The organism is Novosphingobium pokkalii (assembly GCF_014652855.1).
GTDB lineage: Bacteria > Pseudomonadota > Alphaproteobacteria > Sphingomonadales > Sphingomonadaceae > Novosphingobium > Novosphingobium pokkalii.
The window spans coordinates 329689-351593 of the sequence record NZ_BMZP01000001.1; the positions used below are offsets into that span (position 1 = coordinate 329689).

Annotated in this window: 17 protein-coding genes; 10 read left to right on the forward strand and 7 right to left on the reverse strand. The window is 66.9% G+C overall.

All coding sequences use genetic code 11. The annotated features are described in order from the left end of the window. The first annotated feature begins 6 nt into the window (after positions 1–6). The 3 genes from IE191_RS01480 (at position 7) to IE191_RS01490 (ending at position 4965) form a co-directional block, all read left to right on the forward strand. A complete protein-coding gene (locus IE191_RS01480; protein WP_191322558.1) occupies positions 7–3177 on the forward strand; it encodes an efflux RND transporter permease subunit in 3171 nt (1056 codons plus the stop codon). 5 nt (positions 3178–3182) lie between these two features. Next, complete coding sequence (locus tag IE191_RS01485; protein ID WP_308432863.1) at positions 3183–4616, forward strand: efflux transporter outer membrane subunit; 1434 nt, start codon at positions 3183–3185, stop codon at positions 4614–4616. A 67-nt stretch (positions 4617–4683) separates the two neighbouring features. Beyond that, a complete protein-coding gene (locus tag IE191_RS01490) occupies positions 4684–4965 on the forward strand; it encodes a hypothetical protein (protein WP_191322559.1) in 282 nt (93 codons plus the stop codon). Between the two features lie 51 nt (positions 4966–5016). Here the strand turns inward: IE191_RS01490 and IE191_RS01495 are convergent, their stop codons facing one another. Further along, positions 5017–6105 (reverse strand): Gfo/Idh/MocA family protein, encoded by a 1089-nt coding sequence (locus IE191_RS01495; RefSeq protein WP_191322560.1) that lies wholly within the window; start codon positions 6103–6105, stop codon positions 5017–5019. Between the two features lie 29 nt (positions 6106–6134). Between IE191_RS01495 and IE191_RS01500 the strand changes: the two genes are divergently transcribed. The 4 genes from IE191_RS01500 (at position 6135) to IE191_RS01515 (ending at position 11771) form a co-directional block, all read left to right on the forward strand. Then, on the forward strand, positions 6135–7043 hold the full coding sequence (locus IE191_RS01500) for an aldo/keto reductase (RefSeq protein WP_191322561.1): 909 nt from the start codon (positions 6135–6137) through the stop codon (positions 7041–7043). Further along, entirely contained in the window at positions 6998–8101 is a 1104-nt protein-coding gene (locus tag IE191_RS01505; protein ID WP_191322562.1) for an LLM class flavin-dependent oxidoreductase, read from the forward strand. Before IE191_RS01500 ends, IE191_RS01505 begins: the two co-directional genes overlap by 46 nt. 81 nt (positions 8102–8182) lie before the next feature. Then, entirely contained in the window at positions 8183–9424 is a 1242-nt protein-coding gene (locus tag IE191_RS01510) for an MFS transporter (protein ID WP_191322563.1), read from the forward strand. Between the two features lie 64 nt (positions 9425–9488). Next, positions 9489–11771 (forward strand): TonB-dependent receptor, encoded by a 2283-nt coding sequence (locus IE191_RS01515; RefSeq protein WP_191322564.1) that lies wholly within the window; start codon positions 9489–9491, stop codon positions 11769–11771. Positions 11772–11819: 48 nt separating this feature from the next. Here the strand turns inward: IE191_RS01515 and IE191_RS01520 are convergent, their stop codons facing one another. The 3 genes from IE191_RS01520 to IE191_RS01530 form a co-directional block, all read right to left on the reverse strand. Then, complete coding sequence (locus IE191_RS01520; protein WP_191322565.1) at positions 11820–12158, reverse strand: DUF2322 family protein; 339 nt, start codon at positions 12156–12158, stop codon at positions 11820–11822. Between the two features lie 89 nt (positions 12159–12247). Next, positions 12248–12958, reverse strand: a complete 711-nt coding sequence (locus IE191_RS01525; protein WP_191322566.1) for an anti-sigma factor family protein — start codon at positions 12956–12958, stop codon at positions 12248–12250. Next, positions 12955–13419, reverse strand: a complete 465-nt coding sequence (locus IE191_RS01530; protein WP_191322567.1) for an RNA polymerase sigma factor — start codon at positions 13417–13419, stop codon at positions 12955–12957. The genes IE191_RS01525 and IE191_RS01530 overlap by 4 nt, the downstream gene beginning before the upstream one ends. A 107-nt stretch (positions 13420–13526) precedes the next feature. Here IE191_RS01530 and IE191_RS01535 point away from each other — a divergent pair, with 107 nt between their 5' ends. Together IE191_RS01535 and IE191_RS01540 are read left to right on the forward strand one after the other, a co-directional pair. Beyond that, entirely contained in the window at positions 13527–14813 is a 1287-nt protein-coding gene (locus IE191_RS01535) for a S8 family serine peptidase (protein ID WP_229815023.1), read from the forward strand. Positions 14814–14948: 135 nt separating this feature from the next. Continuing rightward, a complete protein-coding gene (locus IE191_RS01540) occupies positions 14949–15773 on the forward strand; it encodes a hypothetical protein (protein ID WP_191322568.1) in 825 nt (274 codons plus the stop codon). 42 nt (positions 15774–15815) lie between these two features. On the opposite strand, the gene IE191_RS01545 is transcribed toward IE191_RS01540, so the two are convergent. Continuing rightward, positions 15816–16775, reverse strand: a complete 960-nt coding sequence (locus IE191_RS01545) for a LysR family transcriptional regulator (RefSeq protein ID WP_191322569.1) — start codon at positions 16773–16775, stop codon at positions 15816–15818. Positions 16776–16887: 112 nt separating this feature from the next. Between IE191_RS01545 and IE191_RS01550 the strand changes: the two genes are divergently transcribed. After that, a complete protein-coding gene (locus IE191_RS01550; protein ID WP_191322570.1) occupies positions 16888–18030 on the forward strand; it encodes an MFS transporter in 1143 nt (380 codons plus the stop codon). A gap of 4 nt (positions 18031–18034) precedes the next feature. Here the strand turns inward: IE191_RS01550 and IE191_RS01555 are convergent, their stop codons facing one another. Then, positions 18035–19144 (reverse strand): Ca2+-dependent phosphoinositide-specific phospholipase C, encoded by a 1110-nt coding sequence (locus IE191_RS01555; protein ID WP_191322571.1) that lies wholly within the window; start codon positions 19142–19144, stop codon positions 18035–18037. Continuing rightward, entirely contained in the window at positions 19144–21783 is a 2640-nt protein-coding gene (locus IE191_RS01560; RefSeq protein WP_191322572.1) for a TonB-dependent receptor, read from the reverse strand. Before IE191_RS01560 ends, IE191_RS01555 begins: the two co-directional genes overlap by 1 nt. Between the last annotated feature and the right edge of the window lie 122 nt (positions 21784–21905).

Below are 21905 nucleotides of genomic sequence, written 5' to 3' on the forward strand. Positions count from 1 at the left end.
TCCTCGATGGCACGCTTTTTCATCGACCGGCCCATCTTCGCATGGGTCATCGCGATCGTGCTCATGCTGGCGGGCGTCCTGGCGATCCGCTCGCTGCCGATCTCCCAGTTTCCGGCCATTGCCCCGCCGGCCGTCTCGATCACGGCCACCTATCCGGGTGCGGACGCCGAAACGCTTGAAAAGACCACCACCCAGATCATCGAACAACAGATGAAGGGGCTGGATCACCTGCGTTATTTCTCGTCCTCTTCCTCTTCGGCGGGCACGGTGACGATCACCCTCACCTTCGAGCAGGGCACCAACCCCGACATTGCCCAGGTGCAGGTGCAGAACAAGTTGCAGGCGGCCACGCCGCTCCTGCCGCAGGAAGTGCAGCAGCAGGGCCTGCAAGTGGCCAAGGCCACGCAGAACTTCCTGATGTTCGTCGGCCTCTACTCTGAAAGCGGAAAGCGCTCCGGCGCGGACCTTGCCGATACCATCGTTTCCAAGTTGCAGGATCCGCTCTCGCGCGTTTCGGGCGTGGGCGACACGCAGATTTTCGGTTCGCAGTACGCGATGCGAGTCTGGCTCGATCCGCTCAAGCTGAACCAGTATGCCCTGTCGGTTGCCGATGTCACGGCCGCTCTACAGGCACAGAACGCCCAGGTTTCCGCCGGGCAGATCGGTGCGTTGCCCGCGCCGAGCACGCAGATGCTCAACGCGACTGTGGCGGTGCAATCGCGCCTGGCGACTCCCGACGAGTTTGCCAAGATCCGTCTCAAGACGGGCAGCGATGGCGCCGTGGTGCGCCTGGGCGACGTGGCGCGCGTGGAAATCGGGGCCGAAAACTATGGCTTTGATTCCAAGTGGAACGGCAAGCCCGCCGCCGGTCTTGGCATCAAGCTGGCGCCTGGCGCCAACGCGCTGGACACGGTTGATGCGGTGAAGGCCCGTGTAACCGAGCTTTCCAAGCAGTTTCCGTCCGACATCAAAGTCATCTACCCCTACGATACCACACCCTTCGTGCGCCTTTCGGTGGAGCAGGTCGTCCACACCTTGGTCGAGGCGGTGGTGCTGGTTTTCCTTGTGATGTTCCTGTTCCTCCAGAACTGGCGCGCCACGCTGATTCCCACGATCGCCGTGCCTGTCGTGCTCTTGGGCACATTCGCGGTAATGGCGGCTGCGGGCTATTCGATCAACACGCTCACCCTGTTCGGGATGGTCCTGGCGATCGGCCTGTTGGTGGACGATGCCATCGTAGTGGTCGAAAACGTCGAGCGCCTGATCGTGACCGAGCACCTCAGTCCCATCGACGCTGCCCGCAAATCGATGAACGAGATTTCCGGCGCGCTGGTCGGCATCGCCATGGTGCTGGCGGCGGTTTTCCTGCCGATGGCCTTCTTCGGCGGATCGACCGGGGTGATCTATCGCCAGTTTTCCATCACCATCGTCTCGGCCATGGCGCTTTCCGTGCTCGTCGCCCTGGTGCTGACGCCTGCACTTTGCGCCACTATTCTCAAGCCGCACCAGCCCCAGGACCAGGAAAGCAACGGCCCGCTGGCCCGCTTCTTCCGGTGGTTCAACGCCAAGTTCGATGCCGGCCAGCAGCGTTACGAGAAGGGCGTACGCTCCACCGTGCGCAACTGGAAGCGCTCGATGGTAATCTATGCCCTGATCGTGGGCGGGCTGGCGCTGCTGTTCGTTCGGCTGCCCGGCGGCTTCCTGCCGGACGAAGACCAGGGCGTGGTGATCGCGCTGGTTCAAGGTCCCGCCGGCTCCACCGCCGCGCGCACCGAAAAAGGGCTGACCGCAATCCGCGAGCATTTCCTCGGCCAGGAAAGCGGCAACGTTGCCGGTGTCTTCACGGTCAATGGCTTCAGCTTTGCCGGCTCGGGACAGAACAGCGGCCTGGCGTTCATCCCACTCAAGCCATGGAGCGATCGCTCGGGCAGCGCCAACAGCGCCCAATCGATCGCCGGGCGCGCCATGGGGGCCTTTGCCGCCTATCGCGACGGGCTGATCTTCGCGATTACGCCCCCCGCCGTGCAGGAACTGGGCAACGCCACCGGGTTCGACCTGCAACTGGTGGACCAGGCAGGCTTGGGACATGCCCGGTTGCTACAGATCCGCAACATGATGCTGGGCATGGCAATGCAGGACAAGAGCATGGTCGGGGTTCGGCCCAACTCGCTCGATGATGCGCCACAGCTCAAGGTGACGGTGGACCAGGACAAGGCCGGCGCGCTCGGTCTCGACATCGCGACCATCAACAGCACGATCGCCACCGCGTGGGGTGGCAGCTATGTCAACGACTTCGTCGATCGTGGCCGTGTGAAGCGGGTCTACGTCCAGGCGGACGCGGCCGATCGCATGGCGCCCGAGGACCTGGAAAAGCTGTTCGTGCGATCGAGCAATGGCAGCATGACACCTTTCAGCGCCTTCTCCACGATCTCGTGGGAAAAGGGCCCGGTGCAGCTTACCCGCTACAATGGCCTGCCCGCCATGGAAATCCTGGGCGCACCGGCGCCAGGGGTGTCCACCGGCGCGGCCATGGCCGCGATGGAAGCGATCCATGCCAAGCTGCCGCCCGGCACCGCGCTGGAATGGACGGGCCTCTCCTATGAAGAACGCCTGTCCGGGGGCCAGGCGCCAGCGCTCTACGGCCTGTCGTTGCTGATCGTGTTCCTGTGCCTTGCCGCGCTTTATGAAAGCTGGTCGGTGCCGTTGTCGGTGATCATGGTCGTTCCGCTGGGGGTAATCGGCGCGCTGCTGGCGGCGACGCTGACCCGCCTCAACAACGACATCTACCTCCAGGTGGGCCTGATCACCACGATCGGCGTCTCGGCCAAGAACGCGATCCTGATCGTCGAATTCGCCGAGGAACGCATAAGGGATGGCATGGGCGTGTTTGAAGCGGCGGTGAGTGCCGCGCGCCTGCGCCTGCGCCCGATCCTGATGACCAGCCTGGCCTTCGTGTTCGGCGTGCTGCCTCTGGCCGTGGCCAGCGGCGCAGGTGCCGGCGGCCAGAACGCCATCGGCCGTGCCGTGGTGGGCGGGATGCTCTCGGCCACCGTGCTTGCCATCTTCCTGGTGCCGATGTTCTTCGTGGTGGTCTACAACCTCTTCGTGGCGCGCAAGCAGGCCGATCGCCCCCTTACCCAAGACGATGAGGGCGCCTCCGCGCCCCAGGGAGCTTGAGACTCGTGACCAAATCCCAAACCATGCTGGCGGCCGTGCTGCCCGCCCTGCTGCTGTCGGGGTGCAACATGGCGCCGCGCTATGCCCGGCCGGCTGCGGCCGTGCCCCCCGCCCTGCCCCAGGGCCAAGGCGTCTACCCGGCGGCGGATGCTGCCCAGACCCAGGATCTTGCCCGCATCGGCTGGCGCGAATTCTTCCGCGACGACCGCCTGCGGCAGGTGATCGAACTTGGGCTGGCCAACAACCAGGACCTGCGCCTGGCGGTGGCCAACGTGCAGGCCGCCCGTGCCCAGTACAGGGCGCAGCGCGCGGACCTGTTCCCGGCGATTTCGGCGAGCGGTTCGGGCACTTACACCAACACCGCCTCGTTTGCTGCGAGTGCCGGCGGCGCGGCCAGCGGGGGTGTTGCCGATATCCAGTATTTCACCGGCAATGTCGGTCTGTCGTCGTTCGAGATCGACCTGTTCGGCCGCGTGCGCAACCTGACCAAGGCCGCCCAGGAGCAGTACCTGGCCAGCGAGGAAGGGCGCCGCGCCACCCGCGTGACGCTGATCGGCGAAATCGCCGCTGCCTGGCTGACGCTGGCGTCTGATCGTGACCAGTTGGCCACCTCGGAACGCACGCTCAAGACCTATGCCCAGACCCTGGACCTGACCAAGGCCCAGTTTCGCATCGGCACCGCTTCCGCACTGGAAATGCAGCAGGCGGAAACCAGCTATCAATCGGCGCGCAACGATATTGCTGTGCTCCAGACCGAAGTGGCGCAAGATCTCAACGCGCTGCAACTGCTGACCGGGGCGCCCGTGCCCGAAGCCCTGCAACCGCAGGGCCTGGGGGCGCAGACGCCCACGCTGGACGCCCTGCCTGGCAACCTGCCGTCCGACGTCCTGCTGCGACGGCCGGACGTGCTCCAGGCCGAACACCAGCTCATCGCCCAGAACGCCAATATCGGCGCAGCGCGCGCGGCGTTCTTCCCGACCATCTCGCTCACGGCCACGATCGGCACGATCAGTTCGACGCTGAGCAACCTCTTTTCGAGTGGCACGGGCACTTACACCGTTTCCCCGTCGGCCAGCCTGCCGCTGTTCAACTTCGGGAAGAACCAGGCCAACCTGGCCTATGCCAAGGCAGAGCGGGACGCTGCGGTGGCGACATACCAGAAGACGATCCAGACCGCATTCCGTGAAGTTGCGGACGCGCTGGCCCAGCGCGGCACGATCGACGAGCAGCTCGCAGCGCAAACCGCGCGGGTGACTGCCGCGCAGCAGGCGGCAATGCTGTCTGACGCGCGCTTCCGGGCGGGCGTGGATTCGTTTCTTACCGCGCTCGATTCGCAGCGCAGTGCCTATTCGGCCGAACAGCAGTTGATCACCACCCGCCTCAACCGCGCCAACAACCTTGTCACCCTCTACCGAACGCTAGGTGGCGGGCTCGATTGAGGCTCTTGCCAAAGCGCCAGACCTCAATAGTATGTTCTGCATAACATAGTTTGGAAGAGGTCTGGCGATGAGCGACAGCGTGCGGGAAGGCGTCACCGATGCGGGCGAGGAAAGCCTGATCATCCTGGAGTCGCTTTTGTGCGTGCTGCGGGAAAAGAACCTGCTGACCCGCAGCGACATCGAACTGCTCTGCGAAAAGGTGGAGCGTCGCGCCACCGGCACCAGCCGCAATCCCCTGCCCTGCAACAATGGCAGCGCCACTGAAGCCGTGGGCTATCTCCGCCGACTCTCGGCGTATCTGGGCCAGCGCTACGGCGGCAAGCACATGCGGCGCGGCGCCGCCAACTGACCGACGCTGATCCGGGTGGCAGCATGTGGCCGCCACCCGGGCATGGCGGGCTCAGCCAAGAACTTCGGCGATCTCCACCACACGGTGTTCTCGCGCACTGATTTCGGCCGCCGTGCCGATGGCCACTGCCATCAGGCCGTCGTGTGCGGTGACCAGCACATCCCCATCGCCGCGTACGGCGCGGGCAAAGGCCTCGTGCTGATAATAGGTCGACCCATGGTGTGACCCGGCCGCCAGGGCAGTTTCATCCACGGCAACGTGACGGCGCTCCACGGCCTTGGGCCCCGGCCAGGGCACGCGCGGCGACCACACCAGATCGCCCGGCGGGATCAGCACGTCGAGACGGCCCTTGTTGCCCGTCGCGCTCATCTCTTCCTGATGCTCGGCCCCTTCGGCAAACATGCACAAGTCCAGCATCGCGCGGGTGCCATTGGCGAAATCCACGGTCGTGAAGCTGTTGTCGATGATGTCGGGACGCGTGCCGTCATAGCGCTCGTCTACGTGGTTCACGTCCATCGCACCCGAGCAATAGACACGCACCGGCTCGCTTTGCGTGATCAGGCGCATCAGGTCGAAGAAGTGGCAGCACTTTTCCACCATGGTGCCGCCGGTCTTGGCCGAAAAGCGGTTCCAGTCGCGCACTTTGACCAGGAACGGGAAGCGATGCTCGCGGATCGAAAGCATCTGCAAGGCGCCCACCTGCCCGCCGTGGATGGCGTCGATAAAGGCGGCGGCGGGCGGCATGAAGCGGTATTCCATGCCGGTCCAGAACGGGGCGCGGCGCGCGGCGGCCTGCTCCACCACCCAGCGGGCATCGGCCATCGTGGTGCACAACGGCTTTTCGCACAGGATCGCCACGTCGCTGGTCAGCAGCGGCTCCAGCACCGCGCGGTGGGTGAAATTGGGAGAGGCGACGACCACGGCGTCGAGACCGCCAGCGGCGATCAGACTCGCTGCATCGGCATGGACGGCAACGCGGGCCGCCTGCTCGCCCAGCGCCGCCCGCGCCCATTCGATCGAGGTCGCTTCCGGATCGGCGATGGCAACGATTTCGGCATCGGGCAGCAGCTTGATATTGTGGATATGTTCCACCCCCATCATGCCGGTGCCGACCAGCCCATATCGCAGTTTCTCTACCATCACCCAGCTCCTTGTGCCATGGCACGTCCATGACGAACCTCAGCCTAAAGACCGAACCCGTCGCGCTCGGCAAGAGCGGACTTGCTGTTTTCCCGATCGCCTGGGGCATGTGGCGGCTGGCCAGCCCGGATGGCAACGACGATCTGGGCGCCATTGCCGATCGCGTCGAAGCCGCGCTGGACGCAGGCGTTACCCTGTTCGACACCGCCGACATCTACGGCTGTGACGCGCCGATCGGGTTTGGCGGGGCGGAGGCCCTGTTCGGCAAGGCGCTCGCTGCCAATCCGCACTGGCGCGAGCGGATGGTGATCGCCACCAAGGGCGGCATCTGGCTGGGCAAGCCCTATGATTCGACGCTGGACTATCTGCGCAGCGCGATCGACGCCTCGCTCGAACGGCTGGGGCTGCCGTCCGTCGATCTCTACCAGATCCATCGCCGCGACTTCCTCACCCATCCGCGTGAAGTGGCCGAGGCTCTGATCGAGATGGTCGAGGCCGGCAAGGTGCGCCAGATCGGCGTGTCGAATTACAGCCCCGCTGAAGTCTCGGCCTTGCAGGCGTTCCTGCCCTTCCCGCTGGTCTCCACCCAGCCGGAATATTCGGCTGCGCGGTTTGCCCCGCTCTATGACGGCACGCTCGACCAGGCAATGGAACGCGACATGGCGGTCCTGGCCTGGTCGCCGCTGGGCGGTGGGCGGCTCACCGATCCGGCGCACCCGGTCGGCGCGCTTCTGGCGCAGCAGGGCGCTGCTTATGGCACCGACGCCAGTGCGGCTGCCTTGAGCTGGATCATGGCGCATCCCGCGCGGATCGTGCCTATCGTCGGCTCGCAGCAACCGCGCCGCATTGCGGCCCTGCGCGATGCGTTCAAGGTCGAATGGACGCGCGGGGAATGGTACGCGGTGCTCGCAGCCTCGCGCGGAGAACCGATGCCGTGACTTTGAAACCCTGCGAAATCAGTTGGTTCTCGGCGCTTTGCGACGACGACTATGAATATCTGGGCCAGCCCGATCCCAAGCTGCAATCCAGTTGGGAGCATTGCCGCAACATCGTGCTCGGCGCCGAGGAAGGCGGGTTCGACAATGTCCTGCTGCCTTCGGGCTATGCGCTGGGCATCGATACCACGGCCTTTGCCGCCGCCATCGCCGCGCAGGTTCGCCGCATCAAGCTGTTGATGGCAGTGCGCGTGGGCGAGCTGTGGCCGGCGCAACTGGCGCGCCAGATCGCCACGATCGACCAGATCCTGGGCGGCCGGCTGACGGTCAACATCATTTCCAGCGACCTGCCGGGCGAAACGCTCGACGGCGCGGCCCGCTATGAACGCACGGACGAGGCGATCGCCATTCTGCGTACGCTGCTGGCCGGCCAACCGCTCGATCACCAGGGCCGCTTCTGGAACCTGAAGCTCGATGCGCCGCGCATGCTGCAACAGGCGCCGCGCGTCCCGGCGCTCTATTTCGGCGGCCTGTCCGAACCGGCGCGCGAAACTGCCGCGAAGGGCTGCGATGTCTACCTGATGTGGCCCGATCGCATGGACGCGGTGAAGGACATCGTGGCAGACATGCGCGCGCGCGCCGCCCGGCACGGCCGCACGATCCGCTGCGGCTATCGCGTCCATGTCGTCGTGCGCGAAACGGAAAGCGAGGCGCGCGCCGCTGCTGATCGCCTGCTGAGCAAGCTCGATGCGGCACAAGGCGCCGCGATCCGCGCCAAGTCGCTCGATTCCCAATCGGTAGGCGTCCAGGCCCAGGCCGCGCTGCGCGAAGCCTCGGCCAGCGATGGCTATGTCGAAGACAACCTGTGGACCGGCATCGGCCGCGCTCGCTCGGGCTGTGGCGCAGCGATCGTCGGGGATCCCGATCAAGTGCTGGCCAAGCTCAATGCCTATCGCGCGGCGGGTATCGATGCCTTTGTCCTGTCGGGCTATCCCCACGCGCGCGAGGCTGATCTGTTTGCGCGTTATGTGCTGCCGCACATCGACCACGCACCGTTTTAATCTCTACTGCCCAAGTTGAACTTTCTGGCTCTCCTTGGCTTGTGGCTTTAGCACCGCCTGCCAAAGGAGTGCCGCCCGGACATGACTGCCTTGCTCAGCCCCCGCCGTCGCCAGTTGCTGTTCGCACTGGCCCTGACGGCGGGTATTCTCAATCTGGTCGACCGCCAGATCATCGCCGTGCTCAAGCCGACGATCGCGGCAGACCTGCACTGGAGCGACGACGACTACGGCACGCTGGCCGCGCTGTTCCAGACCGGGGCGGCATTCGGATTCCTGGCGGCGGGCTGGCTGGTAGATCGGCTGGGTGTGCGCCGGGCCAACGCCTTTGGCGTGGCGGCCTGGTCGCTGGCGGCCATGGCCCATGGCTGGGCGCGCAGCTTTTCCGCGTTCATGGCCTGCCGCATCAGCCTGGGCGCGAGCGAGGCGATGGGCACGCCCGCCGGGATCAAGACGATGGCGGCAATCTTTTCGCCAGAGCAGCGCTCCACCGGCATCGGCCTGTCCAACGCGATCAACTCGCTCGGCGCGATCCTGGCTCCGCTGGCGATCCCGGTGGTGGCGGCCGTCTGGGGCTGGCGCGCGGCGTTCGTGCTGGCCGGCGCGCTGGGCCTCGTCTGGGCCGGTGGCTGGTGGCTCGCCACGCGCGGCGTGGATTGTCAGGACACACCGTCTGGCCCGGCGCGGCTGGATGGGCGGCCGGTGTGGCGCGAGGCGCGCACCTGGACCATTGCGGGCGCCAAAGTGCTGTCTGACGCCACGTGGTTCCTGATGCTGTTCTGGATGCCGGACTATTTCCACCGCGCCTTTGGCCTGGCAGGCACCGAACTCGGCCCGCCACTCGCGCTGGCCTATTCCGGGGCAGCGCTCGGCTCGCTACTGGCTGGCACGCTGTCGAGTCGCTGGATCAGCGCGGGCGGTTCGATCGATCGGGTGCGCAAGCGCGTGATGCTCGTGTCCGCGCTCGCCGTCGTGCCCGTCCCGCTTGCCCTGCTGACGCCGGGCGCCTGGGGTGCAGCGGCGGTTCTCGCGCTGGCCTTGGCCGGGCATCAAGGCTTTTCCACCAGCCTGTTCGGCCTGATCGCCGATGTCACTCCCCGCGCAAAAGTGGGCCGCGTCACCGGCTTTTCCGCATTCTGCGGGAACATGGGCGGCACCGCGATCACCAAGATCGCCGGCCTCACCCTGGCTGCCGGCCTCGGCTATGGCCCGCTGTTCGCCTTCGCGGCGGTATCCTATCTGCTGGCGCTGGGGCTGATCAGCCTGGGCCTGCCGCGCATCGTGCCGGTAGAGCCGGGCGATGCGGGCGTGGCGTTGGGCCACTAAAGAAAAACTTCGTTCTCTACCGAAAAAGTTGAGTATAGCACGGCGGGGTTCAAGGGAGAAATCGATGCCTCAGTTTTCCGTGTCGCACCGCCGTGCCCTCTTGCTGGCCGGGGCGCTGACGCTGCCCGCTTCTGTTTTTGCCCAGGATGCAGCACGGGCTCCGGCTCCGGCCGAGGCGAATGCCCCAGCGCCGGGCGAGATCGTCGTCACCGCGCGCTTCCGCAACGAAAGCCTGCAACAGGTGCCGATCGCGATCAGCGCGGTCAGCGGCCAGTCGCTCAATGATCGCGGCATCCACACCTTGCAGGATCTCTCGGCCAGCGTGCCCACGGTCGATTTCCGCAACGGCGCCTCCAACAAGGATCGCACCGTGTTCATTCGCGGCGTGGGCACGATCACCACCTCGCCGGGCGTGGAATCCTCGGTTTCCACCGTGCTCGACGGCGTGGTGCTCAATCGCCCCGGCCAGGCCACGCTCGACGTCGGCGAAGTGGAGCGCATCGAAGTGCTGCGCGGCCCGCAAGGCACGCTGTTCGGCAAGAATGCCTCGGCCGGCGTGATCAACATCGTCACCGCCGCACCAAGCCAACAGTTCCACGCCTATGTCGAAGGCGGAGCCACGACCGACGCGGAATACCGCGTCAAGGCCGGTGTCACCGGCGGGCTGACCGACACCGTCGCGGCCCGCATCGACGGCGTCTATGCCAACTACAAGGGCAACGTGTGGAACGCGGTGACCAAGGACAAGGTCAACGGCTTTGAACGCTATGGCCTGCGCGGCAAGATCGAGGCACGGCCGAGCGACGCGCTGACGCTCACGCTGGCGGGTGACTGGCTGCACAGCTATGACACCACGTCAAACGGCGTCTATGCCAACACCAGCCAGATCGCCTATCCCACCAATGCAGTCACGCCTTCGCCCACGCTGGTCGGCATTCTCAACGGCTATGGCATCACGGCAGGGCCTGCCAACCGCACCGCCGCGACCACGTTCAACACCGACGTGCGCGACGAGAACTTCGGTGCCTCGCTGACCGCCGATCTTTCGCTGGGCGATTACAAGCTGACCTCGATCTCTGCCTGGCGCGGCTGGAAGAACCACCAGCACCAGGATCTCGATGCGACGCAGGCGCCGGTCTCGGTCCAGCCGCAGACCGAGGACCGGGGTGACGTCAACACCAACCAATATTCACAGGAACTCCGCCTCACTTCGCCCAAGGGCAAGCTGATCGACTACGTGGTGGGCGCCTATATCCTGCGCGCGGAAACCGACGAGCGTTATCAGCGCGACCTGACGCGCACTTCGGGCTTGACCACGGGCGTGGCCAACTATGGCATCCGCGCCAACAACTATGCCCTGTTCGGTGAAGCCAACATCAACTTCACCAGCCACTTCCGTGCCATCGCCGGCTATCGTTCCACTTGGGACAAGCTGTCGTACTACCACGTCCGCACATCGACCAACGATCCGAACAACACCGGCAACAGCGCGCTCAACGTCTCGGGCATCCGCGCCTATCACAACAGCAACGGCTCAACCTCCACGCGCGGGGATTCCTGGCGCCTGGGCCTGCAACTCGATGCCGGCAGCCATGCCCAGCTCTATGGCACCTGGTCGCGCGGGTACAAGGGCCCGGCCTACAACGCCTTCTTCAATATGCAGGCCACCGACGAGATCGCCCTGGCGCCGGAAACCTCGAACTCGTTCGAGGCCGGCATCAAGGGCAGCACGGCGGACCGTTCGCTGCGCTATGCCCTGGCTGTCTATTCGACCACGTTCAACAACTACCAGGCCAACGTGGCCGACCTCGTCAACGGCACGAGCGTGACGCGCCTGATCAACGCCGGCAAGGTGCGTTCGCGGGGCGTGGAGGCCGATGTCACGCTGGTGCCCACCAAGGGCTTCACCGTCGATCTCTCGGCCGCCTATGACGATGCCAAGGTGATCAATTTCAACTGCCCGGCCGGCCTGCCGGCAAGCTGCAACATCAACGGCCAACCGCTGCCCTTCGCACCCAAGGTCAAGCTGTTTGCCAATGCGGCCTATCGCTTTGCCCTGACCCAGACGGTGGACCTGGAACTGCAAAGCGACATCGCCTTCAAAAGCGAGGCGCAGTACCAGTTGACCCAGACGCCGGGCACGATCCAGCCGGCCTATGCCATCTGGAACGGCAGCGTCGCCCTGCTCGGCCATGACGATGGCTGGCAATTGCGCGCCTATATGAAGAACATCGCCAACACCCACTATGCCAGCTATCTGGTCAACGGCGGCGTGGCAGGCATCGTCCGCTACGTGCCGCGCGACGACGTGCGCTATGGCGGGGTGACGCTGCGCAAGACGTTCTGAGCGAACCAGGCCCGCCGCGCGCCATGCTGCGCGTGGCGGGCCTTGGCTTCAGGCGGCAACAATCGCGAGGTGCAGCGGCGGCGCGCCGTAGGCAATCGCCAGAAGCCGATCGACATTGGGATGGGCGCCCGGACGCGCCTGTGCATCAGGCACATGCTCGGCAAACAGGGCGAGGCCGATCGCGGCGACCTGCGCATCGAGCACGCCGCCTTGCTGCGCCAGGTATTGATAGACCGCAACGGAGCCCTGCTTTCCGGGCTCGTTAGGAATGCTGGCCACCACGGCACCATCGCCGTCGCGCAGGTCGATCCGCGCAACGCCCGTGATCTCGGGCAGCAAGGCGAGGTTTTCCCGAAACGAGGGGCCCGGTTCGATCGGCTTCGGCATCATGGCGTCCTTTGACAACTGGACCTGCCCCATAGCGGCGCCCGTTGTCACGCGGCAAGTTTAGCCTGACGTCACGCCTGCCAAGCCCATCAGGGCTTGCGCCACCCCTCGGCCCGGGCCGCGCGCTCGGCTGCCTGGTCCAGCGCGGCACCCTGGGCCATGTCCTGCGCCAGGGCCATGAGCGCGGCGTCGTGGCTGCCGGCCTGGCGATAGGCGCCGTCATCCGCCTCCGGCGTCGCGACTTGTGCACCCAGTTGCCGCGTCACTTTCCAGCCGCGATCGTCACGGCAGGCAATGCCGCCACCCTGCCCGCTGGCATAGCCACGGCAAAACGCGCCGGACGCATCGGCAAAGCTGATCACCACGCGCACTGGCGCGCCAACCGGCGCCTGGCCGGAAAGCTGATTGTCCAGCGCGCTCGCCAGCGCGCCAGCGGCATAGCCGGGCAGCGGCGCTTCTGCGCCCGGCCGTTGCAGAACCACGGCAAGGGTGAGCGAGGCCGCGAGAGCCAGGCCGATGCCGCCACCCCAGGTGAGCCGGCGCGTGCGGCGGGCGCGCGCCTGCGCGAGGTCAACCACCGTGGCGTCGGGCGGCATCACCGCCTGGCGCAGGCGATCGGGCAAGGGCGCTTCGAGAACCGGCGCATAATGCGCCGCCAGCCGTGCCCGCAGCGCGCGATGGCGTTCCACCTGCCGCGCGAGGGCGGGATCGGCATCCACCGCGCGGGCCACGTCGGCGGCCTCGGCGCTGTCGAGTTGCCCGTCGGCAAAGGCGGCCAGGGTTTCGGGAGAGAACGTCACAGGTCGTCTCCCAGCATGGCGAGCAGCGCATCGCGTCCGCGCACGAGCCGCGAATTGAGCGTGCCCACCGGGCAGCCGACGATCTCCGCCGCTTCCTTGTAGGACCGGCCCTCGACCATCACCAGCAAGACCGCCTCGCGCTGTTCCTCGGGCAGGCGCGCCATGGCGCGGTCCACGTCGGACAATTGCGCGCGCGCTTCCTGCCCGCCGTCGGCGCCCACCGCGACGCCGGCGTCTTCATCCAAGAAAGTCTGGCCACGGCGGGTTTCGGCACGGGCCTCGTCGATCCACAGGTTGCGCATGATGCGATACATCCAACTGTCCAGGCGGCTGCCCTCCTGCCATTGCTGGCGGCTGCGCAGCGCGCGTTCCACGGTCATCTGGCAAAGATCGTCGGCCCGCGCCGTATCGCGCGCAAGGCCCGTGGCAAACCGGCGGAGCCGGGGCAGCAGGGCCAACATGGCGGTTTCGAAACGGTCGGTCAGCGTTCTTGCCTTTTCCGATGGATAGAACGAACCATGTCGCTCGTTTCATCCATAGGCAATTCCGCCCGTCTTGGGAAACCGTCTTGCGACCGATCATCCGCCCCCTGCTCGTCACGCTGCTGGCAACCGCCGTGGCCCTGCCGGCGTTGCCCACGCCTGCCTTGGCGCAAGGCCTCCTGCCCGGGATGGGCGCAGGCGTCGGGGGCGCGCTCGACAAGACGCTCGATCCGCTGGCTGACACCGCGCGTCAGGCGGTGACCGGCTTTCCCGCCGACGTGGCGCAGGCGCTGGACGCATCGACGATGCCGCTGGCCCGGATCGCCAGCACGCTCGCCCAGGCCCGGCTCGACCGCCTGGGGCGCTTGCTGCGCCAGAATCCCGCCACGATCGAACGCGATGCGCAGGGCGATCTGGCGCGCAAGGGCGAACTGCTGATCATGGCGCCCGATGCCGCCGCGCTCGATCAGGCGCGCGGCCTGGGCTTTGCGGTCCTGGGCGAGGAGCGCCTTGCCGCGCTTGATCTTGCCGTCACGCGGCTGGCTGTCCCCACGGGCCTGCCACTGGCCAAGGCGCAGGCGCTGCTGGACAAGGCCCTGCCCGGCGCCACGGTCAGCGCCGATGTGCTGCATTTCCCGGCTGGCGCGGCTCCCAGAGGCAACGCTCCGGCGCACGGCGGCGGCATGCCGCCGTTGCAGACGCCTGTTGGCATGATCGATGGCGCGCCGGCCCAAGGCGTGGATGCCGTCCAGGGTTTCGCCCCCGGCGCCCCGGCCCCATCGGACCATGGCAGCGCCGTGGCCGGCTTGCTGGCCCGCGCGGGCGTGCGCCATGTGCTGGCAGCCGATGTCTATGGCCGTGGCCCGGCCGGTGGCAATGCCCTGGCCATTGCCCGCGCGGTGGACTGGTTGATCGGCCGGCAAGTGCGCGTGATCACCATCAGCCTGGTCGGCCCGGCCAACCCGGTCCTGGCGCGGGCGATGACGGCGGCGCTGCAACGGGGCGCGGTTATCGTGGCCGCCGTGGGCAACGATGGACCAGCCGCCCCGCCCGCCTATCCCGCGAGCTATCCCGGCGTGCTGGCGGTCACCGCGGTGGACGCACGCAATCGCGCCCTGATCGAGGCTGGCCGCGCCTTGCACCTGGACTATGCCGCGCCCGGCGCCGGCCTGCGCGCCGCCAACGCCGCTGGGCAGATGGTGCCGGTGCGCGGCACGTCGTTCGCGGCGCCTCTCGTTGCTTCGCGCGTGGCCGCCGCGCGCGATGCCCATGCTTCCCTGCCCCAGGCGCTGGATCGCGAGGCGATCGACCTTGGCCCGCGCGGGCCCGATTCGCAGTATGGCCGGGGCCTGCTCTGCACCATCTGCCGCTGATTGCACCGGCCCTGCGAAAAAATTTTCGCGTGATGGATTAAATCCCACCGGGGGTGCGTTTTCAGGACAAGAGGATCGAGCCGGATGACCTAGCACCGGAGCGGCGCGATCCCGCAGTCAGGAAAGGATCTCATCATGCGTAAGCTTTTCACCACTTCGCTTGTTGCCTGCACGCTGGTTGCCATGCCTGCCCACGCCCAGTTGCTGGGTGGCGGCGGTGGTTTGGGTGGTGGCCTTGGTGGCGCCGTTGGCGGCGTGATGGGCGGCACCATCGGCAGCGGCGGGATGATCGGCGGCACGCTTGACGGCACGCTCGACCACACGTCCACACTGAATGACGTGCGCTCCACCACCAAGGGTGCAGCCAACGCCACGGGCAGCACGAGCGGCAGCACCAGCGTGAACCGCCACAACGGCAAGGTCCATGCCGATCGCACCGCCAGCGGCAGCGCCAACGGCTCGGTCGCGCAGAGCCTCACCGGTCCGGCCGGATCGGCGGCGGGCTCGCTGGCCGGCAGCGGCAGCGGTACGCTGGGCGGCAGCGCCAATGCGCAGGCGATCGGCACCGATCAACTGACCAGCACCGCCAATTCGGCCACCACTGCCACGCGCACCACCGCGACCGGTGCGGTCAGCCGGGTGCAGGATGCCACGCAGACCGCCCGTGACCAGGCGACGCAGCGCCTGACCCAGGCGCGCAACACCGCCAGCACCGCCGCCGCCAATGGTGCGGCAAAGGCACAGGGCCTGGCCAACACCACGCGCAGCACTGCCAGCAACGCCGCTGCCGCCGGCACGGCCAAGGGTCGCCGCGTGGCGAACGGTGCGGCCAACGCCACCCGCAACGCGGCCGGCAGTGCACCCCAGCAGGCCGGCGGGGCGCTGACCGGCAGCACCAGCGGCACGCTCAGCGGCAGTGTGTCCGGCTCGGGCTCCAGCTCGGGTTCGGTGAGCCACTAAGCACCACGGCCTTTCGGCCAGACAGCATCCCGGCGCGTGGCCTCACGCGCCGGGATTGCGCGTGGGGCGCAGGGTCTCCACCAAATAATCAACGAACACGCGCACCCGCGCCGGCGTTGCCGTACCGCCCACGAAAACGGCGTGGATCTGCTCTTCGTCGCGGGGATTGAACCGCTCCAGCAACGGCACAAGCCGGCCATCGGCCAGGGGCTGCACCACGCTGAATGTGCCGACGCGGGCAATGCCGATCCCCGCTTGGGCGAGATCGCCCAGGGTCTCCCCATTGTTGGCCAGAATCGTGCCTTTCACTTCCAGGGCGAAATCCTGCACCACGCCATCGGGCGCGGTGCGGCGGAACGGCCACACCGGTTCGGCCCGGCGGAAATTGAAATTAAGGCAATTGTGCGCGTGCAGATCTTCCGGCTCCTGCGGCGTGCCGTGTCGCGCCAGATAGTCGGGCGAGGCAACGATCACCCGGCCATTGGCGCCCAGCTTGCGCGCAGTCAGGGTGCTGTCGGCGAGCGGACCGAAGCGGATGGCCACGTCCGCTTCCCCCGCCGCAACATCGACCAGTGTGTCGGTCAGCGCGATGTCCACCAGCACGTCGGGATAACGCCGGACGAACGGCCCCAGCAGCGGCACGATGCACTGCCGCCCGTGCGACAGCGCCGCGCTGATCCGCAGTCGCCCGCGCGGCGTGCCGCGATCGGCGATCTGCTGCTCCGCTTCGTCGAGGTCAGCCAGGATGCGCCGCGCGGCCAGGAGATAGGCCTGTCCCTCGGCCGTCATCGCCAGCGCCCGCGTGGAGCGCAGCAGTAGCCGCACGCCCAGCCGCGCCTCGATCCGGTCGATCGCCCGGCTCACGGCCGAGGGACTGAGGCCCAGCGCCCGCCCGGCCGCCGAAAAGCTGCCGCCATCGTGCACGGCGGCAAACACGGCCATCTCCCGCGCCCTGTCCGCGCCGGCGATCGTATCGAGTGCTGCCTGCATCTTTGCGTTCATGGCAAAAATCCTTCGCGTCGCATGCCTCTAAACACGGGGATCACTCTGGGCCATCTGTGCATTGATTGGCAAGCCGTTCGCTGCCGCACAAAAACAGATCAGGATCATCGCAATGAAATGGAATGCCGGGCTCATGGCCCTGGCCCTGGGTGCCTTCGGCATCGGGGTTACCGAATTCGCGCCCATGGGGCTGCTGCCCGCCATCGCCACCGGCCTGGGCGTATCGATCCCGGCGGCGGGCCTGCTGATCAGCGCCTATGCCATGGGCGTGGTGGTGGGCGCCCCGATCATGACGCTGACCACCGGCCGCCTGTCGCGCCGCACCCTGCTGGTGGGCCTGGCCGGCATCTTCACGCTGGGCAACCTGCTCGCCGCGCTGTCCACCAGCTATGCCATGATGCTCATCGCGCGGTTGGTCACCTCATTCAACCACGGCGCCTTCTTCGGCGTCGGCTCGGTGGTCGCGGCCAGCCTGGTGCCGCCCGAGCGCAAGGCCGGGGCGGTGGCGACGATGTTCATGGGCCTGACCATCGCCAACGTGGTCGGCGTGCCGCTGGCGACTTGGGCGGGCGAGAACGTCGGCTGGCATACGCCGTTCTGGGCGATTGCCGCACTCGGCGTGATGATGATGGCCGCGCTGCGCTTCACCCTGCCGCCGCTGCCGGCCGAGCATGACAGCGATCCGATCGCCGAACTGCGCGTGCTCACCCGCGGCAAAGTGCTGGGCGCGCTGGCACTGACGGTGGTGGGCTCCAGCGCGATGTTCACCGTGTTCACTTACATCAGCCCGATCCTGCGCAATGCCACGCATGCCTCGCTTGGCTTCATCACCGCGATGCTGGTCACCTATGGCGTCGGGCTGACGGTGGGCAACGGGCTGGGCGGCAAGTTCGCCGATCGCTCGGTCGATCGTACGTTGATCGTCACGCTTGCCGCGCTCACTGCCGTGCTGATCGCCTTTGCCGCGCTGATGCCCCATGCCGTGGCGGTTGCGGTGATCGTGTTCCTGTGGGGCGTGGCCAGCTTTGCCCTGGTGCCGCCGCTCCAGGTGCGGGTGATGAGCGCTGCCGCCGATGCGCCGCACCTCGCCTCCTCGGTCAACATCGGCGCGTTCAACCTTGGCAACGCGCTGGGTGCGGCGCTGGGCGGCGGGGTGATCGCCATGGGCCTGGGCTACCCGGTCATTGCCCTGGCCGGCGCGGCGACTTCGGCCATCGGGCTGGTCGCCATCCTCCTGACCAGCCGCCGCGCCTGACGGATCACGGCGCCAAGGTGCAGGCCCTCGCCAGGCGCACCGGGTTGCACCGCGCCATGGCGCCACCCGGCAGCGTCACCACGAAGTGCAGCCCCAGCGGATCGGGCGCGCCGGGGTAGTAGTCCGTGCTGACGGCCTGCGCGCCGCTGTCCTGCGCCGCGCGGGCCTTGGCCAGATCGTGCGCGCGCGCCTCCACCGTATTGGCATCGGTGCGGGTGCGCACGATCACCCCGGCCTTGACCAGCGCCTTGATCTTCGCGCCGTCCACCAGCGGATCCTGCACGATCTGGATCGCGCTTTCCGACTGCCCGTCGGGATACCAGCCGAACATCGCCCGCCCGCGCAGGGAGGGATGCCCGACGCGATAGGCGTCAGACACCGCCTGCCGCACGTCGAACAGAATGAACACCCGCCCGCGCGCCGCCGCAAGCAGCGGCCAGCCTTGCTGGTGAACGGCAGCGGCCAGCGTCGGCGCACGGCCGCGCACCTCGTCGGGCGTGATCAGCCGCTTGCCCGGCAAGGCGCGGCGGATTTCGGCGTCGAGTTGATCGAGCAGGGCCGGATTGTCGAGCGGCAGGGGCTGCGTCGCGAGGCGGCTGTCTGCCATATCCGCCGCGTTGATCGTGATCATGATCGGCAGGTGGCGCGGGTGCGCGCGCGACCAGGCGTCGATCTCGCCCAGGCAGCGCACCAGCGTGGGGCACACCGCGTGATAGTCCACGTCGGGAATGTGCAGCACCTTGAAGCCGGGACGGGCCATCAGTGCCGGATCGAAACCCGGCCCCTGCCCCCGGGCATCGGCGGGCAGCAGGGCCTCCCCGGCCGGGTGGGCATAGCGCCCACCGGCCGGATCGGCAAAGATGTCGATCTCCACCTGGCGCACCCCCGCATCGAGCTGCGCCGAGAGTGGCAGATGGTAATAGTCCAGCGCCTCGGCCAAGCGCGGATCGCGCGCGCGCAGCGCATCGAGGATCGGCGCGGGAATCTGCGCCTTGAAGCTGTTGTGCGAGCCGACCACCTGGATGTCGTTCATCCGCAGCGGCGTGCCGGCCTGCACGGCCATCGGCGCCGACAGTGCAAGCGCCAGCGCCGCCTTGAGCATGGCCCGCCGCATCAGAATTCCGCCCGCGCGCCGAACAGGATCGTCCGGCCATAGTCGTTGATCTCGCCAAAGCGGACGGTGCGATCGTTGTAGGTATATTGCTTGGCTTTGGCGATATTGATCGCTTCCAGGCTGAGCGTGACATTGCCGTTGACGCGCAAGGCGATCGAGCCGTCGAGCGAGCCGAACGCCGCAGTATAGACCGGCGCCTGCGTGGTGCTGCCTGTGTTCGACAGATAGCGATCGCGCCACACATAGGACAGCCGCGTCGACAGCGGACCCTTTTCATAGAAGCCGACGACGTTGAAGCTGTTCTTCGACAGGCCGATCAGCTCGTTGGTGATCGTGCGCGAACCGGCGGTGTAGTTCGCCTCCACCGAGGTGCGCGTATACGAGGCCTGGAAGCCAAGGCCATCGAGCGGCTGGGGCAGGAACGTGAAGACCTGGTGATAGGCCGCTTCCAGGCCATAGACCTTGGCATTGCCGCCGTTGACCTGGGTGCTGAGCTGAACGGTGCCGCGCCCCGGAATGTCGATCGGCACGTTCTGCTGGGTGATGTAGTTGTCCAGCGCCTTGTAGAACACCGCGCCGTTCAGCGAGCCGGTGGGGTTGAAATACCATTCCAGCGAGCCGTCGAACTGCGTTGCCAGGAACGGCACCAGCGCCGGGTTGCCGCCGCTTGCGGTGGGCGCGTCGGTCGAGACCGTGATGCGCGGGGCGCTGTCGGTCACGTTGGGGCGGGTCAGCACGCGGCTGGCACTGAGGCGGCCGACGAGGCTGCGCGAGAATTCCGCGCGCAGGTTGAAGCTGGGCAGCACGTTGTTGAACGTCTTGGGGAAGCTGACCGGCGTGGTGGTGCTGCCGCTACGCAGGTTGCCGCTGGCGACCTGGTCGGTGTGGACATAGCGCGCGCCGATGTTGCCGGTGATCGCCACGCCGCCCAACTCGAACGTGTAATCGGCGCGGGCATAGACGCTGGCGATCTTCTCGGTGGTGCGGAACGAGGCCGCGAGGTCCGCAGCAGTCAGCGCCGAATTGCGCACGGTCGGGGTGAAGAAGGCATTGAGATAAGCACTGGTCACCGGCACCAGGAATTGGCGCGGAATGTTGCCGCCCAGGCCGGGCAGGTAATCATCGAACGGCAATTGCTGATAGGCGCCCGTGCCCAGGCTGGTCAGCGGCGTGCCGGCAGTGGGATTGACGATGAAGTCGCGGCGCGAATAGTCCCGCTTGCGGAACTGGTATTCCCCGCCCACGGCCACCTTGCTGAGGAAACCGCTCAGGTCGCGCGCCACATCGGCGCGGCCATAGAAGTTCCAGTCCTTGCTGTTCTTGGGGGCGATGTTGAACTGATAGAGCTGGTAATTGGCGGGATTGGTGGGATCGACGGTGGTGGTGAACGTTGGCACCGCCTTGTATCCGCCGGTGGCGTCATACGTCAGCGGCGCAAAGAACATCGCGCGGCTGCGCACCGTGCCCACGTCATAGCTGGGGTGATAACTGTGCGCGTAAGACCAGTTGGCCAGGCCGACCACGTGCCAGCCATCGCTGTCCCAGGTCTGGCGCAGGTTGGCGTTGAACAGGTCGTGGCGGTTGAGGCTGTATTCGCGCGACGCCATGAAGCGCACGTCGTTGATCGTCGCCTTGACCACCGTGTCGCCATCCAGCACCACGCTGCCGGGCACCAGAACTGGCTTGTGGCCGGAGACGCTGGAATCATCGGGATAGATGTCGAGGCCGAATTCGTCATAGGCCACGTCCAGCCGCGTCGCCATGAGGTTCAGCGTGGTCGTTGCCTCGGCACTGGGGCGCCATTGCAGCGACAGCATGCCCGACAGGCGCTTGCGCTTTTCCGTCTCCACCGTCGGGCGCGTACGGGTGGGCAGGTAATAGCCAGAACCGAGCGTGGAGGCGAAGCGGTCCTTGTACCACCCGAAGTTGAGGAAGCGGTCGTTGCGCACGTCCTTGGCCCAGTATTGCGCGCCGGCAAGCACGCCGAACGTATCGGCCTTGTTCACCCAACTGGTGATCAGCGTGGCATTGGGCCGCACCCGGTCGGTCTTGCTGGTATAGGTGCCACGCACGTTGAGCGTGGTCTTGGTGCCGACATCGAACGGCTCGAACGTCTTGACGTTGATGTTGCCGCCCAGCGCGCCCTCGGTCATGTCGGACGTGGGCGTCTTGACCACGTCGATTCGCGAAGTGAATTCGGCGGGCAGCATTTCGAAGCGGAACTGGCGCCCGGCCGCGCCGCCGTTCTCGATCACTTCGTTGACTGCCACCGGGCTGCCGTTGAGCAGGGTGTTCTGGAACTGCGGCCCCAGCCCGCGCACGCTGACGTAAAGCCCTTCGCCGCGCGGCCGCGTGATCGCAACGCCAGTCACCAGTTGCAGCGCTTCGGCCACGTTCTGGGTGGGGAACTTGCCGATGTCGGTGGAGGCGATCGAGTCGACCTGGAACGCGGCCTTGCGCTTCACTTCGGTCGCGGCGCTGAGGCTGCGCGCATACGTCCCGGTCACGACGATCTCGCCGCCATCGGCCGCCGGTTCTGGCGCTGCGGCAGGCGCCGCCTGGGCCAAGGCCTGCGGGCCGGCGAGCAGAGCGGCGAGAGCCGTGGCGGACGTGGCAAGTGCCAGTTTGGTGATGCGCATGGTTGAGCCCCGAAGAATGGTTATCGTTCGGGGGCGCCCTAGGCACCAATCGTGACGCTTCGCGGTAAATACCGTGACGGTTTGATGAATTTGGAAATGAGACGCAATTTATCAGATAAAAT